Here is a 15561-nt window from a genome sequence, read left to right on the forward strand (position 1 = left end):
CGGAATCGATGCTTTCCCCGGGCATGGCTTCAGCTAACTATTCTCTTAAGGGTTGTTATTTCTGATCAAGTTCAAGTAAAGTTTGTTTTAAAACATTTGCCCCTGTTATGATATCTTCGGCTGAGGTGAATTCTTTTGGGTTATGGCTGATGCCGTCTTTTGAGCGGACGAAAATCATTGCTACTGGGAATTGTCCGTTAAATTGCATCGCATCGTGACCGGCACCACTTGGTAAATGGACGACTTGCTGTCCATTGTCTTCGATAGCTTGTGCGATTATTTGCTGGATTTCGGCATCACATTTAACTGGTGCTACTCTTTGCAATGTTTCAATTGATAAAGTAAGTTGGCGCTCTTGGGCGATGGCTTGAGCTGCGTGATGGATTTCCTGTTCCAATACATTACGGACTTCCTCTTCGATATCCCGAATATCAACTGTAAAAGTGACTTCACCAGGAATGACATTGACCCCGTTTGGCGATACGGATAGCTTTCCGACCGTCGCTACTGCTGCAGGATACTGACGTGCGAGCTCTTCAATTTTCGCAATGATTAAGCTGGCGCCGACTAAAGCATCCTGTCTTAGTGCCATTGGTGTTGCGCCTGCGTGTTCAGCTGTACCGGTAAGAGTAATTTGCTGCCAAAGTGGTCCGGCAATGCCTGTTACTACACCGACACCCACACCTGCCTTTTCTAGCACTTTCCCTTGTTCAATATGCAATTCAACATAGCATTCAACATTCGATAATTTTGCATCTGCTACATTTGCGGCATCTAGCCCATCCTGCTGCATCGCTTCTGCTATCGAAATACCTTCTTCATCCGTACGCTGTAATTCCTCTAGCTGTAATGTTCCGGCAGCTGCACGACTGCCAATCATACCAAACTGGAAGCGTGTCCCTTCCTCATCCTTAAAGGCAATCACTTTTACCGGGCGTTTTAATAGGATGTTGTTGTCTTGTAGTGTATGGATTACCTCAATTGCACTTAATACGCCTAGCGCACCGTCATAATGTCCACCGTTTGGCACCGTATCAATATGTGAACCTAACACAATGGCCGGAGCGTCAATATGACTGTTTACTTCACCGATAATATTGCCGATTGCATCAGTAGATACTGTCATTCCGGCTGCTTCCATCAGTTGCTTAATATAGAGATTCGCTACCATTTCTTCTGCGGTAAATGAAAAGCGATTGACCCCTCCCTCGGGAGTAGAGCCAATTTTGGCAAGTTCAGCTAGATGCAGCAGTAATCGTTCTTCATTAATCATATAGAGGATCAATTCCTTTCTCTTTCATTTGGAAGCGGAAGTGGCACTGGCCTTCACGGAGTAAATACTGATCGTGAATAACGTCAAATTTGTTGTTGTAGCCATAGGCAATGGAGTTATCAATGACTTGGCAGTACAAAATGCCGTAATCATGCATATTGTCGTCAGCCCATTGTTGACCTAATGGACAGCCTGTAAAAGTTTGCTCCAATTCATTTGGCGTGTAGTTATCTTCCATTACGAATAACTCACTACGCCCCATATCGTAGTTCGGAATATAGTTCTCAACGGTGTTTTCCTGGCCGTTTAAGCGAGCGCGCTGTGCAATGCCCCGACCACGTTTTTGGCCGAATTGCCATACGCTTTTCTTAATTACTTCTTCACCTTCATTACCGTAGCGGTCTACAATTTGCTTTGTTACTTGTGCAAACAGCTTGGCGAATAAGGCAAAAGGTGTGGCATTTTCGTAGTTGTCCGTTGCTTGATGGTCAGTGGGAATGTAGTCGTAAAGTGAGTGAATAGATCCTTCCAACGTTGCTTTAATAGCTATTTGCTCCGCGTTATAATAGCCAAAAGAGCGAACGGCGTTTTGGATGAGCGGTACGACTTCTTGCCAGAAAGCTTCTTTGGCATTCGTCTCGATTTGAGTGAAAAGCATTGCTGTCATGTATTCCATCGAATATGGTTTGATGGAAACTGGCTGTTGTTCCATAATGTATCGCCTCCACAATAATGGTATATAAAGCCTAGTGATATACTTATGATTAGGCTATTTTATAATATTCTAATAATTATGTAAACGATTTGAATTTTTAATAGTTTGTATGAATCCAACAGAGAGTAAGCAAGAAAGGGAACTGTAGAGATTTTGTGAACATTTAACTAATGCTTTTCGTCATTTGGCATTATGTGATAAGGTTAGACCGATAAGTATATATTAATTAGACTGATCATTATAATTTAGGAGGGCAGCATGACAAAGCAATCAAAGGATAAAATTTTAGAAACAGCGACAAGGCTTTTTTATTTTCAAGGGTTTCACGGAACAGGCTTAAATCAAATTATTCAGGAATCAGGGTCGCCTAAAGGTTCGCTTTATCATTATTTTCCTGAAGGCAAGGAGCAATTGGCGGAGGCGGCGATAGAGCTGTCGAAGCGAAGAATTGGTGCCTCCATTCAGCGTTATATGAATGAATTTGAGGATGTAGAGGTTGCATTAAATGCGCATATTTTAGCAATGGCGGAGTTATTTGATATGGAGAGTGGCCTTGAGGAGCATTCATTTTCAATTATGCCCTTTGGTTTGCTAGCGGCGGAATCGGCTTTTATGAATGAACGCCTACGTAAAGCGTGTGGGGATACGTATAAGTACTGGGAGTCGATCTATTATACGAAACTGATATCAAACGGCTATAGCGATGAATCGACTGTCATTATTAGTAAAGCTGTTAGTGCAATGATTGAAGGGGCCGTTACATTATCATTATCGCAGCGGTCAAATGAACCTTTGTTAAATATAAGTAAAGTAATCCCAGCAATACTGGCACAATATAAGTAACCGTTAAGGCATACCGTCTTAGCGGTTTTATTTTGGCTAGTTTTATCCGTGAAAAGTTGTTCACAATTGGAGAAGTTTTTTGGGGGAATTGTTAAAAGAGTGTTGATATTTCAGTGATTTTCATAGCAAAGCATTCTAAATGTTGGTAGAGCGGCTTTTGTCACAGGATGGTTAGTTTTTGAATGTAATTTTGTAATCGTTTTCAGTGATATTTGTAAATAAATGTATATGATGTATAGGTCCATAAAAGGTGATAAATGGATATTTGTTGTTCACAATTATAATGATTGGTCTAATTTTTGCTAGAACGAATTGAATTTCAGTGAAAAAATTTGATATATTGTAAAGCGTGCTGTTAAAGGCATAACAGCAAAAGTATGATAGGAAGCAATTATCATCTTTCATAAAAATGTTTTTATAGTACAGGAGGAAACAGAAGTGGCAGCACCTTTTTTCAATGTTAAAAGCCCTAAAGGTATGGCAGCGGTATTAATGATCGGGACGTTCCTAGGTCTATTCGGTGAAACAGCCTTAAACATGGCGTTAACAAATATTATGGATGATTTCAGTATATCCGCGGCATCAGCAGCGTGGTTAACAACTGGTTATCTTTTAGTTTTGGCAGTATTAGTGCCATTATCATCGTATTTAGTACGTTGGTTTACAACGCGACAATTAGTTGTGGCGGCAATGGTTATTGCAATTATCGGTTCTTTATTAGGCGCATTAGCACCTAATTTTACGGTTTTATTAGTCGGTCGTTTTGTACAAGCGGTTGCAACGGGTATGATTTTACCGTTAATGTTTAGTGTTGTGATGTTGATTTTCCCAGTGCAAAAGCGAGGCGCAGTAATGGGGATTGTAGGGGTTATTTTAACTGCAGGTCCAGCATTAGGGCCATCGATTGCAGGGTTAATCGTTTCTTCACTTAGCTGGAGATATATTTTCTGGATCATGGCGGTTGTTTATGCGCTCGTTATTTTATTAGCGTGGAATAAAATAGACAACGTATCAAATGTGACACGACCTAAAATTGATTTATTATCATTAGTTGCCTCGACATTTGGTTTCGGTGGTGTTGTATTTGCACTCGCTTCATTGGCTGAGCAATCGATTACAGAAGTGATCGTTTGGGTACCGCTTGTAGTGGGGTTAGTGTTATTAGTAGTATTCGGTATTCGCCAAACAAAAATGGAGGAGCCAATGATCGACTTATCAGTATTCAAGTCACCGATGTTTAGTTTAGGTGTCGCTTTAATGGTAGCGTCCATGTTCATGATTTTATCCGTAGCAATATTAGTGCCAATGTTTTTGAAAACAGTATTAGGTTTCGCAGCATTAACGGCAGGTTTATGTATGCTGCCAGGGAATATTTTAAATATTATTATGTCACCCATCGTTGGTGCTAATTTCGATAAAGTGGGAGCAAAAATCTTCACACGCATTGGATTTACGATGATTTTAGTGTCGATGGTTGTATTCTTAACGACAATTTCGGCTACAACAGCGACTTGGATTATTATCGTTAACTTATGTGTATTTTTCGTAGGGGTATCGATGACTATTATGCCGGCGCAAACGAATGCAATGAACTCATTAGCGCCACAGAAATTTGCGGACGGTTCAGCGGCATTGAATACATTAACACAAATCGCGGGTGCTTCAGGTACAGCGGTCGCGATTACACTGTTCACTATTGGGCAGGAAAATTATGCTGAAAAGTTCAGCAATGCATTACCGGGAGAAATGCTCGCGCACGGTGTACACACAGCGTTCGTTGTAGTAAGTGTAGTATCTGTGATCGGGTTAGTAGGTTCATTCTTTGTGAAAAATAGTAAGCCAGTGGGGAACTAAGGTTTTTCGTTGGGGGTGCAGCATCGGGTTATTGCCGGTGCTGTTTTTTTTGTGGGGGTGTTTTATTAGAAGATTGAGTGTGTTTATTGGAAAAGTTGTGCTGGTTATTAGAAGAAGTGCGGAGGATATTAGAAGATACGTGGATTTGGGGTGGGGACGGGGGTGGATCGCTGCATTAAGTGGGACAGAGAGATGGGGGTACGGATTTTATTAGAAGATTGAAGTGGGTTATTAGAAAATAGTGAGGGGTTATTAGCACATTTTCGAGTTTTATTTGAACATGTGGAGCACTTATTAGCACAATGGGAACTTTTATTAGAAGATCGGCAATTTATTAGAACAAATAAATTTATATTAGAACATATCGCGATATATTAGAAAATCCGTGGGCGAGGGAAAGCAGTTATTTCTTATGTATTAATGTTTTCTTAATATAATTATGGTATTGTTACTATAAATGAAATAAAAGGAATGTTTATTACTTTATGGAAAAAATAGATATAAAATGGGTATTTGCTGTACTCATCGGCTTTTTCGCGATTTTTTTATTGATTATGTTTAAACCTAATGCGTACGAGTATATTATTTTTGCGATTGCTTCAGCTTTATTAGCGTACGGTGGCTTTATTCGCAAAAAAAATACGCTAGATAAAATTTCTGTCCCACTGGGTATCGTTTTATTTTTAGTTTTTGTACTATTGTATTTTGTAAATTAGTAGCCATTGTGCTGCTTTTTTTATTGCAAAAAGAAGGGACTTCATCGAACCGTTGATTTCCATTCCGGGACCGATGCTTTCCCCGGGCACGGCTCCAGCTAACTAAATTGTGCCTACAACGGCAGGCACAATTTAGTGGATCTTCCGCGCGCGCTTTTCCCGGTGGAGTCACGGGCCCTCCATTCCAATCAACTTATTAATCATTTTAATAGAAACGATTGAACAACAAAAAAGGTCTCGAGAGGTCGTCTCTCGAGACATAGTAAAAGTCCCTTCTTTATTTCAGTCAAACCTCTCCGGAATGATATAGTATGTCCCTTTATTCGTCCCGTGCTTTTCGAGGGCGGCTTTGGCTAATAGTTTGGACGCGATATGGATACAGGGGATGTTGAAAAATTCGCGGAACGCTTTATTGGATATGCGGGGACTGACTAAAATTCTGTATTGCAATAAAGTTTCATATAGGGCTTCCTTACTTTTTGCGCGGCAGACGGGACAGATGAAATAGCCTTGCTTATAGTACATTTCGTTGACATAATCGCACTGCTTGCATAGAACGCCGTTGCGGAGTCGGTGCTTTTCGATCGTTCTGCGTGGGGGGAGCGGCTCGTATAATTGCTCGAATTGTTTTTGCAGAAAAGTGAGATGTGCACGGGGTATTGGATGTTGCTTATAGAGTTTTTCAATAAATCTCGGGATGCCGCTCATATGCATGATTGGGAAATTGTTTAAGGACTCATCGAGCTTTGCGCGGTAATTGGCTAGAACGACGATGTGGTAAACGGGAATGGATAGTTGCCAGGTTTTTAACTGGTGCTCCAAGAACAGTTGATGACGGTAGGCTTGGTCAAATGGATTGGGGAAATTTTCGTTCAATTGGTCCTGTACGCGGAAAAATTCGTGTAGGGAAGGTTTGTAAAATAGGGTACCGGATATTTGTTTTACTTCGATGATTAAGAGGAAATTTGGTGTTAGGAGCAAAGCGTCCATTTGATGGGTAAAGCCGTTGGAATTTTTACATTCAAAATTATAAAAGATGTGAAAATCTGATTTAAAATAAAAATCTGTTAGTAGCCGCTTTAATTTTTGCTCGCCTGATAAGCCGGCCTCTAGTCGGTAAAATTCCTGTTGGATTGTCGGGGTCTCCGAATCGTCCATCCTTATGCGCTTCATTAGTGTTTCGATAAGTAAATAGTGCTTTGATTTTTGCACTTTTTTCACCTCCTGTACTCATTATAAATTATCCTAATATATGGGAAAATAGAAAGGGTGAAAATGTATTTTTTGCAGGAAAAATGAAAAAATATGTTTCTCTTTTAGTAATGCTGGGAAAAGACCATCAAACAGTAAGGGAGGCAATTTATTTATGAAATTAAAAAAATACTCTACACTTATGGCAGCTGCGGTATTATCATTATCACTAGCAGCATGTAACGACGACGATGATCCGGTTATTATTGAAGATGATAACGATGGTGTTGTTGACGATAATAACGACGGTACTAATCTAGACTTAGATGTAGATACTGACGGCGATGCAGGTACTGACGGTACTGAAGGTACAGGTATTGAAGACGAAGACACTACTGATGACAACAGCAACGACTAATTAAAAGCAAAAAGCATGGCGCTCGCATTGATTTGCGGGTACCATGCTTTTTTTCTGTTCTATTAAATTTCCCCGCACGCTAACCATGGGAGGAAGCCGTCTAAAAACTTCTCCGTTGCCGGCATGAAATATGAACCGAAATGGAAATCAGGGTCAAGTGTTGTGACGATCCAAGTGCCTTTTGAGCTGACTTTATCGACGTACATTAATGAGCCTCCATCTTTCATATCGATGAGTGATTGCATGCCGTCCTGTAAATGGAATACGCCGTGTTGATGCCATGTACACGCCGCTTCATCTAGGTAGCCGTCACGGAATAACGGGTAATCCGGTGCAACCATACGTAGTCCGCTATCGGCATCCTTTTCCAGCCACCACCAGAAATTTGTCGGGCGTGTTTCCCAGTTTTGACCTGGAATCCAGTTCCATGGCTGAGGACCAAATGCTACGACAACCCCGCCGTTATCGGCAAAACGGCGAATTGCAGGAGCTGCTTCTAACAATAACTTGTTGTGTAATTGCGAAGGAACGATTACAACGTCCATCCCCATCAAATCTTGCTCAGCAAAGTGAGGTAAGTAGATAATTTTATCGAAATATTGTTTGTACTTTGGTGTGTTGAATGTTACGAAATGTGGTGCGTGACCGCTATATAAAACTGCTATTTTTCTCATGCTTGAGCTCCTTTTAAGCGTAGTAATTCTTCATCCAGCCATGCTAAAAATTGCGGTGCGATAAGCTGTGTCGAGTTTTCACCGGTTGCGTATGTTAAAAAGTCACGGCAAGAAGCTGCAACAACCGTTCCTTTAGTAGCTGTACGGTCAATGAAAACGATTGGTGTGCCGTCTGTATATTGCAAAATGACTTCCGATTCTTTATTTACGATAGGGTGCGACCCACGTGCATAGAAGCCTGAAACCCCTTTACGATACGCAAGCTCCATCATGTCAACGCCTTCATAAAATGTCCCTTCAGCAGCGGGCTCCATTAAATAGTCAGCGTGCGACTTAATTTCCTTTGGCATAAACAGACCAGCACCCGGTAGCCAAGGACGGAAAATATGTGTGTTGGCAATAACAATTTTCCCCTCATTTAAGAAGTTCTCAATTACTTGTTTTTGCTCATAAAGATGTTCCTGATCGATAAAGTCCGTTACGACCAACACATTGAATGCGGAAAGGTCAGCAGTTGAAATTTCATACTGATCGAGAAATGTTACATGGTCCATTGGTTCGTTTGAGACGTTCATCGCTCGTCCCTCTAAGCTAAAGGCATGTCCGCCATCTAGCTTTACAATTTTATACTCCGACATAAAAATTCTCCTTTAAACAATTAAATTTTGTTAAATGATACATATTCTCATTTGAGAGCAGAAATCTCATTGACATTGAAAATCATTATCAATTATACTCAATCTTGTAATTAATTCAAATCATTTTTTTAATATAATTATTTTTTTGTTATAGGCGAACAGAAAATTAGCCTTATAGTAATTGAAAATTCGGTTAGGAGAGACAGATGGAAATGAAACGTAAAGCAATTTTAAGTTCGCTTGCAGTGGCGGCGATGGCACTTGCAGCATGCTCAGATAATGAGGTTGCAAATTCTGGAGGAGAGGTTCAGGCAACGGCAGAGGAAAAAATCGTTATCGACCAGGCGGGAACTGAGGTCACAATTCCTGCTGAAGTGAATTCGATTGTATCAGGCGGAATTTTACCGTACTTCCACACTTGGTATGTGGCGACAAATTCTACAAAGGAAATTGTAGGGATGCATCCGAATTCTTATAATGCAGCAGAAAATTCAATTTTAGCGAAAATGTCGCCGGATATTTTAAAAGCGGATACATCGTTCGTGCAAAATGGTGAAATGAATGTAGAGGAATTAATGAAAATTAACCCGGACGTATTTTTTGAGCTCGCGACAGATGAAAAGTCAATCGAGCAAGCACGTAAAGCCGGTATAAATACAGTGGCGATTAAAGCAATCGATGCAGCGGCAGCAGAGCCACTTGCAACATTCAATAGCTGGCTGGAGTTAACGGGTGAAATTGCGAGCACAACAGAACGTGCTGATCAATTTATCGAAATCGGTACAGCGGTACAAAATGAAATCAACGAAAAAATTGCTGGCTTAACGAAGGAACAGAAGCCTAATGCTTTAATGATGTATCAATTGTCAGAGCAGGCGATTACAGTGAGCGGTAAAAACTTCTTCGGGAATCAATGGCTGAATGCAACGGGTGCTAATGATGTAGCAGAAGACGAAGTAACGGGTCGCAAAGATGTGAACATGGAGCAAATTTACAACTGGAATCCGGAAATTATTTACTTAACGAACTTTACGGAAATCCAACCAGAGGACCTGTATAACAATACGATTCCAGGTCAGGACTGGAGTGAGGTTGAAGCGGTTAAGAATAAGCAAGTTTATAAAATTCCATTAGGTATTTATCGTTGGTTCCCGCCAAGTGGGGATGCACCGTTAATGCTGAAGTGGTTGGCGAATAATAACCAGCCGGAGTTATTTGACTATGATATGAATGCAGAGATTAAGAGCTATTATAAGGACTTTTACGGATTTGACATAACAGATAAAGAAGTAGAGCGCATTTTGCATCCTTCTTCTGATGCTGCGAAGTATTAAGAAATCGAGGGACGCTTATGAAAACGTGGAAAAATATTTTACTGTGGGTTTTACCGCTCGTTATTGCCATCGCTTCACTCGGCATTGGTCGCTTTGAAGTGGATTTTGTAACAGTCGTAAAAATTTTAGGTTCACATATTTTTCCGATAGAACAAACTTGGACGCAAATGGAATATAACGTTGTCATGACCGTTCGGCTGCCGCGTATTATCCTCGCACTATTGATCGGTGCGGGGCTTTCCATTTCCGGAGCAGCTTTCCAAGGGATGTTTGCCAATCCATTAGTGAGTGCGGACATTTTAGGTGTTGCAGCAGGTGCAGGATTTGGTGCTTCTATCGGGATTTTATTATTCGGAAATGGTTATATAACACAAGGCTTGGCATTAATTTTTGGTTTAGCAGCCATTGGTTTTACGTATGTAATCGGCGGGTCTGGGCGCAATATGCCGATCTTTATGCTTGTATTGGCCGGGGTTGTAACAAGTGCGTTGTTTAATGCGTTAATTTCTTTAACAAAGTTTGTAGCCGATCCTGAAGAAAAGTTGCCTGCCATTACGTATTGGTTAATGGGGAGCTTAGGGACAGCCTCTTATCGTGATTTATGGACTGCCGGACCGATTATTTTAGTCGGAATGTTGATATTACTGGCATTACGCTGGCGCATTAACTTATTAACATTGCCTGATGAAGAGGCAAAATCATTAGGGATTAACGTAACACGTCTAAAGTGGCTTGTTATTGCAGGGGCTACGCTTTGTACAGCGGCAGCCGTTGCGGTAGCGGGGATTGTTGGCTGGGTTGGATTAATTATTCCGCATATTGCGCGTATGTTTGTTGGCAGTAATAATGAACGGGTATTACCGGTGTCCATTGCACTGGGCGGAGCGTATTTGTTATTAATCGATACATTGGCTCGTTCGGTAACGGCTGCAGAAATTCCGTTGTCTATTTTAACTGCGATTGTCGGAGCGCCGTTCTTTGCTTATCTTTTACGTCGTACAGGGGGTAGCTGGTCATGAAAATAGAAGTACGTGAAGGTAACTTCTGCTATGCGAAAAAGAAGGAAGTAAAGCCGTTTATTTATGAATCGAATATTAGCTTTACGCTGGAGCCGGGGAAGATTATGGCGATACTAGGTCCGAACGGTGCAGGGAAGACAACGCTGTTAAAATGTATTACCGGGTTGCACGGTTGGCGTGTTGGTGAAACATTGATTGATGATGTACCGCTTAAAAAAGTTTCGCAAAAGGAGCTTTGGAAGAAGATCGGTTACGTACCGCAAGCGCATAAAATGGTGTTCGGCTTTTCAATTGAAGATTTAGTCGTGATGGGGCGTGCGCCGTATATTGGCTCGTTGTCAAAGCCACGCAAGGAAGATTATGAAAAGGCGCATCATGCATTAAATGAAGTTGGGATTGTGCATTTGGCGAAAAAGTCGTGTAATGAAGTGAGTGGCGGTGAGTTGCAGCTCGCTTTAATTGCCCGGACACTTGTATCGAATCCGGAAATTTTAATATTGGATGAGCCGGAATCGCATTTGGATGTGCAAAAGCAAGTTGTCATTTTAGAAACGTTAAAACGCCTATCTCAAGATCATAATATTTCATGTATTATTAATACACACTACCCGAACCATGCCTTTTATTTAGCGGACCAGGTGCTAATGATTGCGAAGAACAAGAAAGCGGTGATCGGTCCGGTACAGGAGGTCATGACGGAATCGCGCATGAAGGAGTACTTCAATATCGAACTGCGCAAGCTCATTTTTGAAGAAGAGGATTTACTGTTTGAAACGATGGTGCCACTTGCGCTTGCTGCAAAACGGGATATTAGTGAATGCCGATTTAATAGCTTTGAATAAATAGCAGGCTGCAAAGCGCTATATTTGGATAAAATTTGCTGTGCATTTCCAAGAAATATTGTAAAGAGGTTCGCAGTTTGATATACTATTTGGTATTGTGACGTCCATATTTAGGAGGTGGAGCAAATGCATACGTTATTTACAGTATTACTTCTGATCGTAGCTTTAGCCTTAATCGTTGTCGTGTTATTACAATCAGGTAAAAGCGCTGGTTTATCAGGTGCCATCTCTGGTGGAGCTGAGCAACTATTCGGTAAACAGAAAGCTCGCGGGATGGATCTAGTATTACACCGCACAACAATCGTTCTTTCTGTTGCATTCTTCGTTTTGGCACTTGCTATTACGAAATTCTAATTGAACGAAAATTAAACGCCCAACCTCGCATTAATTGCAGGGTTGGGCTTTTTTTTTTACAAAATGGAATTTTAATCATTGGCACTACGTTATTAAACAACCACACCATGCTTAAATTGAACTAACCCAGTTTCATTTGCAAAGAGCGCAACTTGCGTACGATCACCAAGCTCCAATTTTGATAATACCTGGCTTACATGCTTTTTCACGGTATTTTCTGATATATAAAGACTATGAGCTATTTGTTTATTGGAATAGCCCATTCCTAGTTTTTGCAATACCTCTTTTTCCTTAGAAGTTAGGAGTGCTAGACGGCTGTCATCTTTTGGGGATTCCTTTTGTGTTTGTACGAGCATATCGATTAAATCTGGATCATAATATTTCTTTCCCTTTTGAATAATTTGAATGGCATAAATAAGTTCTTCTGGGTGTGAATTAAGTGAAATATATCCAACCACATCCATCGCCATTGCACGTTGAAATGATTCACGATCTTTTGAAAAGGTAAGAATCGCAAATTTGCAAGTGCCCCCTAATTTTCTCGCTTCTTTAATCAATTTTAATCCACATTCATCTCCTACATGAAAATTAATAATAGCCAAATCAGGCATTTCTTTTTGAAACAAATTAAGCGCTTCTTGTGTATTATCAGCTTCTCCGATTATTTCCAATTCTTCATCCGATGATAGAATGGAAATTAATCCTCTGCGGATGATTGCTTGATCATCCACCAATAAAATTTTCATCAATAAATTGCCTCCCCAGTCAAATTAAAAAGTGCTCTTAATAAGTGACTTTCAAATGAAATGAGGTCGGTTGCACCACTGACTCCATACATCCCAGGTGCCCAATTAGAGGATGTATTTCCAAGTCTCCCAATGTAAAACATAGTTCTGTAATAAGTAGTATGTGATTTTAGATAAGAATGAAGTATCAGATGATGGAATTTTCAGTCTATTTTCTGCGGAATTTTCTTCGGAAATATGAGATTCGAAAATTAAAAACTCTAATTCATTATACTCAGTTGCCTTTGGGAGTTTTTGTCATTATATATATTTCCTAAAGCACTTTCTTTGTAATCTTATTGCTTATCTCGTCGTTTTATATCTATTTATGTAGGAAGTCAGAGCATAATATACCACTTTTGATGAATGAGCAGTAGTTTGAAAGCCATTGGAATCATTAGTTGGTCATAGGATAGTTAAAAACATGATGAGAATTACTACTATGAATGATTATCTCCATTAATAGAGACGACAGCATTTTCTAAAGACGATTATGTAGTTTAACTATAGAAGCAATAGGCATCTTGAATTAAGGATAAAACGAATGGAGGTCTGAAGGTCACCTCTGGAAGTTAATAGACATGGGGGGAGGTGTATAAGATACTTTTTATTAATATAAATGGGAATTCGAAATAAGTCAATCAATTATTTACTAATTTTAATTCCTTTAATATAGAAGGTAAATAAAAAAATCGAAGCCGATGTATACATATGTATTCGTAAAATAAAGGTAAAACGTTGGTAGAACGGTATTTATAGACACTGTTTAACCAATTAGTAGTACATCGGATAACACTAAAGTATACCATTGGGTAAGTTCTAAAGTAGAATGCCAAAGTGCTAAAAATCACCCATTAGAGGTGAGAGGAAATTTATGTGGCGGTCTATACTAAACCTAGTTCCACTTTCATAGTTGAAAAAGTGAAATGCAAAGGGGGAGAGCATTACCATTTATATGCCATATTATGAATTTGGTACACATGATCAAAATGCTTTATTGAATTGTAGGAAACTCGTACCCAACGTCGAGAAAGAGAACTTTCTTATACGATCCAGGGAAGAGGCAAAAAAAATTAAAAAACTAATTGGAGGAATTTAAAATGAGTATCAAAAAGAAACTAGCAATGGGAATCGCAACTGGAGCATTAGCTGTAAGCATGATCGGCGGGGGAACTTATGCATATTTCAATGATGTGGAAACTTCAACAAATACATTTGCTGCAGGTACATTAGATTTAGCTGTTAATCCTGAAACTATCATTGATGTAAATAATTTAAAACCAGGTGACTTCATGTACCGTGGATTTAAATTAGAAAACAATGGTTCTCTTGATATTTCTAAAGTGTTATTGACTACTGACTTTACAGAATCAGTAGCAGGTTTTGCGGATCACATTATTGTTGAGTTTTTAATAAACGAAGATAAAAGCAGTCTTCGTGGACCTAGCAATGTGATTGACTCCATGTCTTTAAGCGAATTAGCTAATATGACTGAGGACGCTGTTAAAAACGAATCACCGAAGTGGTTTGGATGGCAAGGTGGAGAAAAAAGCGGCCTTAAAGCTGGAGATGATGATGAGTTGCATGTAATGTTTAGATTCAAAGACAATAATCAAGATCAAAATGCTTACCAAGGAGCAAACTTAGAATTAAGATGGACATTTGACGCAAAACAAACAGCTGGACAATCAAGATAATTTAATCAGAATTTAGGGAGGAGAGCCCTTCTCCTCCCTTATTTTATTTGAAATGTGTCGGAACTCTTCCTTATATATATTTCTCAGCGTATAAATAGCTTTTGTGTTTTGAGGAATATATTTAAGGAAATTCCAATTAAATAAATTAGAAAGGCGGTATTGGATTGAACCCCAGACCTAGAGGCAGATATAAGAAAAAGCAATATAATCTGATCCTATATATAAAAATGACACTTATCGTTTATTTAGCTATTTTTGGAGTCAATTATTTGTCATCTGATACATCCGCCTATCTCAGCAGCCAGTCTGTGCTTACCGGAACAATTGCGGCTGATATATGGGAAGTGCCCGTCGCTCCTGCTTGTGGGGAGGAAGACTTGGATGAGAACGTGCCGGGTGAGGAACCCGAGCCTAATACTGAGCAAACAGTAAATACTGAACAAACAACAAATCCTGAAGAAACAGCAACTACTTCCCAGGAACAAACAGCAACGGTTGCTATAACAAGTCCAGAAAACGAGATGGACTGTGTAATTGTCGTAGGTGCCCCTGGAGCTATAGATGCAGGGAATTCAAGTGATTTAGCATGTAAGAAAACAGATGCACCAGTATTGAACGTTCCGGTATCGGAAGTATCTGGAACAGAGCCTGTAACAGCAGTGGTCCCTGTATCGAATGACAAAATCGATTGTAAAAAAGAAGATATAGATGAAGCTGAAAAGAAAGATGAAGAAAAAGATAAAGAAAAAGATAAAGAAAAAGATAAAGAAAAAGATAAAGAAAAAGATAAAGAAAAAGAAAAAGATAAAGCACCAGAAGATGTGGAAGGACCAGCTAGTGATAAAGAAGATGCAAAAAATGATGAAGAGAAAGATGAAAAAGAAACTAAAAAAGAAAAAGCAACAGAAGATGTAGAAGCCCCAGCCAATGAAAAAGAAGAAAAAGATAAAGCACCAGAAGAGGGAGAAGCTCCAGCTAGTGACAAAGAAAAGGCAGAATCCCCAAACCAAAAGGAATTAACTCCTGCGGAAAAAGACGGGGAGAAAGATTCCGGTACTAAAGCAGGTTCAGGTGAAAGCAAAGAGAGCGCAGGGCAGAAATCGAACGATGAAAGTCCAGCGCAGCCGGTTAGCAGCTCTGAAACTACTACCCCAGCTAGCGAGGGATCACCATTACTGGAGCCGTAAAGCTTCGTGTTGACTGGAAAT

The 15561-nt window shown here is 39.9% G+C and carries 16 protein-coding genes and 1 riboswitch; of the genes, 10 read left to right on the forward strand and 6 right to left on the reverse strand.

Going from position 1 to position 15561, the window contains the following annotated elements; genetic code table 11:
* Nucleotides 1-55: 55 nt before the first annotated feature.
* Together H9635_RS07575 and H9635_RS07580 are read right to left on the reverse strand one after the other, a co-directional pair.
* Complete coding sequence (locus H9635_RS07575; RefSeq protein WP_191699584.1) at nt 56-1273, reverse strand: Zn-dependent hydrolase; 1218 nt, start codon at nt 1271-1273, stop codon at nt 56-58.
* The gene (locus H9635_RS07580) at nt 1266-1985 is read right to left on the reverse strand and encodes an L-2-amino-thiazoline-4-carboxylic acid hydrolase (RefSeq protein WP_191699585.1); all 720 of its coding nucleotides are present in this window, start codon (nt 1983-1985) and stop codon (nt 1266-1268) included. The genes H9635_RS07575 and H9635_RS07580 overlap by 8 nt, the downstream gene beginning before the upstream one ends.
* A 261-nt stretch (nt 1986-2246) precedes the next feature.
* Between H9635_RS07580 and H9635_RS07585 the strand changes: the two genes are divergently transcribed.
* From H9635_RS07585 to H9635_RS07595, 3 genes are all read left to right on the forward strand, one after another.
* On the forward strand, nt 2247-2831 hold the full coding sequence (locus H9635_RS07585; RefSeq protein ID WP_191699586.1) for a TetR/AcrR family transcriptional regulator: 585 nt from the start codon (nt 2247-2249) through the stop codon (nt 2829-2831).
* Nucleotides 2832-3269: 438 nt separating this feature from the next.
* Nucleotides 3270-4685, forward strand: a complete 1416-nt coding sequence (locus H9635_RS07590; protein ID WP_191699587.1) for a DHA2 family efflux MFS transporter permease subunit — start codon at nt 3270-3272, stop codon at nt 4683-4685.
* A 485-nt stretch (nt 4686-5170) separates the two neighbouring features.
* On the forward strand, nt 5171-5401 hold the full coding sequence (locus H9635_RS07595; protein ID WP_191699588.1) for a hypothetical protein: 231 nt from the start codon (nt 5171-5173) through the stop codon (nt 5399-5401).
* 282 nt (nt 5402-5683) lie between these two features.
* Here the strand turns inward: H9635_RS07595 and H9635_RS07600 are convergent, their stop codons facing one another.
* On the reverse strand, nt 5684-6613 hold the full coding sequence (locus tag H9635_RS07600) for a nuclease-related domain-containing protein (protein WP_191699589.1): 930 nt from the start codon (nt 6611-6613) through the stop codon (nt 5684-5686).
* Nucleotides 6614-6767: 154 nt separating this feature from the next.
* On the opposite strand from H9635_RS07600, the gene H9635_RS07605 reads away from it, so the two are divergent.
* Nucleotides 6768-7010, forward strand: coding sequence for a hypothetical protein (locus H9635_RS07605; protein WP_191699590.1), 243 nt, complete (start codon nt 6768-6770; stop codon nt 7008-7010).
* Between the two features lie 62 nt (nt 7011-7072).
* On the opposite strand, the gene H9635_RS07610 is transcribed toward H9635_RS07605, so the two are convergent.
* A complete protein-coding gene (locus H9635_RS07610; protein WP_191699591.1) occupies nt 7073-7684 on the reverse strand; it encodes a type 1 glutamine amidotransferase family protein in 612 nt (203 codons plus the stop codon).
* Nucleotides 7681-8322: a phosphate starvation-inducible protein PhoH gene (locus H9635_RS07615; RefSeq protein ID WP_191699592.1), complete on the reverse strand. Its 642-nt coding sequence runs from the start codon at nt 8320-8322 to the stop codon at nt 7681-7683. Before H9635_RS07615 ends, H9635_RS07610 begins: the two co-directional genes overlap by 4 nt.
* Before the next feature lie 212 nt (nt 8323-8534).
* On the opposite strand from H9635_RS07615, the gene H9635_RS07620 reads away from it, so the two are divergent.
* The 4 genes from H9635_RS07620 to secG all read left to right on the forward strand — a co-directional run bounded on the left by H9635_RS07620 (nt 8535) and on the right by secG (nt 11871).
* Nucleotides 8535-9656: an ABC transporter substrate-binding protein gene (locus tag H9635_RS07620; RefSeq protein ID WP_191699593.1), complete on the forward strand. Its 1122-nt coding sequence runs from the start codon at nt 8535-8537 to the stop codon at nt 9654-9656.
* A gap of 17 nt (nt 9657-9673) precedes the next feature.
* Nucleotides 9674-10675 carry a FecCD family ABC transporter permease gene (locus tag H9635_RS07625; protein WP_191699594.1) on the forward strand — a complete coding sequence of 334 codons (1002 nt, stop codon included), beginning with the start codon at nt 9674-9676 and terminating at the stop codon, nt 10673-10675.
* Nucleotides 10672-11517, forward strand: a complete 846-nt coding sequence (locus H9635_RS07630; protein WP_191699595.1) for an ABC transporter ATP-binding protein — start codon at nt 10672-10674, stop codon at nt 11515-11517. Before H9635_RS07625 ends, H9635_RS07630 begins: the two co-directional genes overlap by 4 nt.
* Before the next feature lie 126 nt (nt 11518-11643).
* Nucleotides 11644-11871 carry a preprotein translocase subunit SecG gene (gene secG, locus H9635_RS07635; RefSeq protein ID WP_191699596.1) on the forward strand — a complete coding sequence of 76 codons (228 nt, stop codon included), beginning with the start codon at nt 11644-11646 and terminating at the stop codon, nt 11869-11871.
* Between the two features lie 92 nt (nt 11872-11963).
* Here the strand turns inward: secG and H9635_RS07640 are convergent, their stop codons facing one another.
* On the reverse strand, nt 11964-12617 hold the full coding sequence (locus H9635_RS07640) for a LuxR C-terminal-related transcriptional regulator (RefSeq protein ID WP_191699880.1): 654 nt from the start codon (nt 12615-12617) through the stop codon (nt 11964-11966).
* A gap of 55 nt (nt 12618-12672) precedes the next feature.
* A riboswitch (cyclic di-GMP riboswitch) is annotated at nt 12673-12756 on the reverse strand.
* A 1000-nt stretch (nt 12757-13756) separates the two neighbouring features.
* Here H9635_RS07640 and H9635_RS07645 point away from each other — a divergent pair.
* Complete coding sequence (locus H9635_RS07645) at nt 13757-14353, forward strand: TasA family protein (protein WP_191699597.1); 597 nt, start codon at nt 13757-13759, stop codon at nt 14351-14353.
* 227 nt (nt 14354-14580) lie between these two features.
* Nucleotides 14581-15540, forward strand: coding sequence for a hypothetical protein (locus tag H9635_RS07650; protein WP_191699598.1), 960 nt, complete (start codon nt 14581-14583; stop codon nt 15538-15540).
* Nucleotides 15541-15561: the final 21 nt, after the last annotated feature.

It is taken from the genome of Solibacillus faecavium, from assembly GCF_014836905.1.
In the GTDB taxonomy this organism is placed as follows: domain Bacteria; phylum Bacillota; class Bacilli; order Bacillales_A; family Planococcaceae; genus Solibacillus; species Solibacillus faecavium.

Bases quoted from the DNA above. Each gene is read 5' to 3' on its own strand.
- H9635_RS07575 (WP_191699584.1), bottom strand. From the start codon at position 1,273: ATGATTAATGAAGAACGATTACTGCTGCATCTAGCTGAACTTGCCAAA.
- H9635_RS07580 (WP_191699585.1), bottom strand. From the start codon at position 1,985: ATGGAACAACAGCCAGTTTCCATCAAACCATATTCGATGGAATACATG.
- H9635_RS07585 (WP_191699586.1), top strand. From the start codon at position 2,247: ATGACAAAGCAATCAAAGGATAAAATTTTAGAAACAGCGACAAGGCTT.
- H9635_RS07595 (WP_191699588.1), top strand. From the start codon at position 5,171: ATGGAAAAAATAGATATAAAATGGGTATTTGCTGTACTCATCGGCTTT.
- H9635_RS07605 (WP_191699590.1), top strand. From the start codon at position 6,768: ATGAAATTAAAAAAATACTCTACACTTATGGCAGCTGCGGTATTATCA.
- H9635_RS07610 (WP_191699591.1), bottom strand. From the start codon at position 7,684: ATGAGAAAAATAGCAGTTTTATATAGCGGTCACGCACCACATTTCGTA.
- H9635_RS07615 (WP_191699592.1), bottom strand. From the start codon at position 8,322: ATGTCGGAGTATAAAATTGTAAAGCTAGATGGCGGACATGCCTTTAGC.
- H9635_RS07620 (WP_191699593.1), top strand. From the start codon at position 8,535: ATGAAACGTAAAGCAATTTTAAGTTCGCTTGCAGTGGCGGCGATGGCA.
- H9635_RS07625 (WP_191699594.1), top strand. From the start codon at position 9,674: ATGAAAACGTGGAAAAATATTTTACTGTGGGTTTTACCGCTCGTTATT.
- H9635_RS07630 (WP_191699595.1), top strand. From the start codon at position 10,672: ATGAAAATAGAAGTACGTGAAGGTAACTTCTGCTATGCGAAAAAGAAG.
- secG (WP_191699596.1), top strand. From the start codon at position 11,644: ATGCATACGTTATTTACAGTATTACTTCTGATCGTAGCTTTAGCCTTA.
- H9635_RS07640 (WP_191699880.1), bottom strand. From the start codon at position 12,617: ATGAAAATTTTATTGGTGGATGATCAAGCAATCATCCGCAGAGGATTA.
- H9635_RS07645 (WP_191699597.1), top strand. From the start codon at position 13,757: ATGAGTATCAAAAAGAAACTAGCAATGGGAATCGCAACTGGAGCATTA.
- H9635_RS07650 (WP_191699598.1), top strand. From the start codon at position 14,581: ATGACACTTATCGTTTATTTAGCTATTTTTGGAGTCAATTATTTGTCA.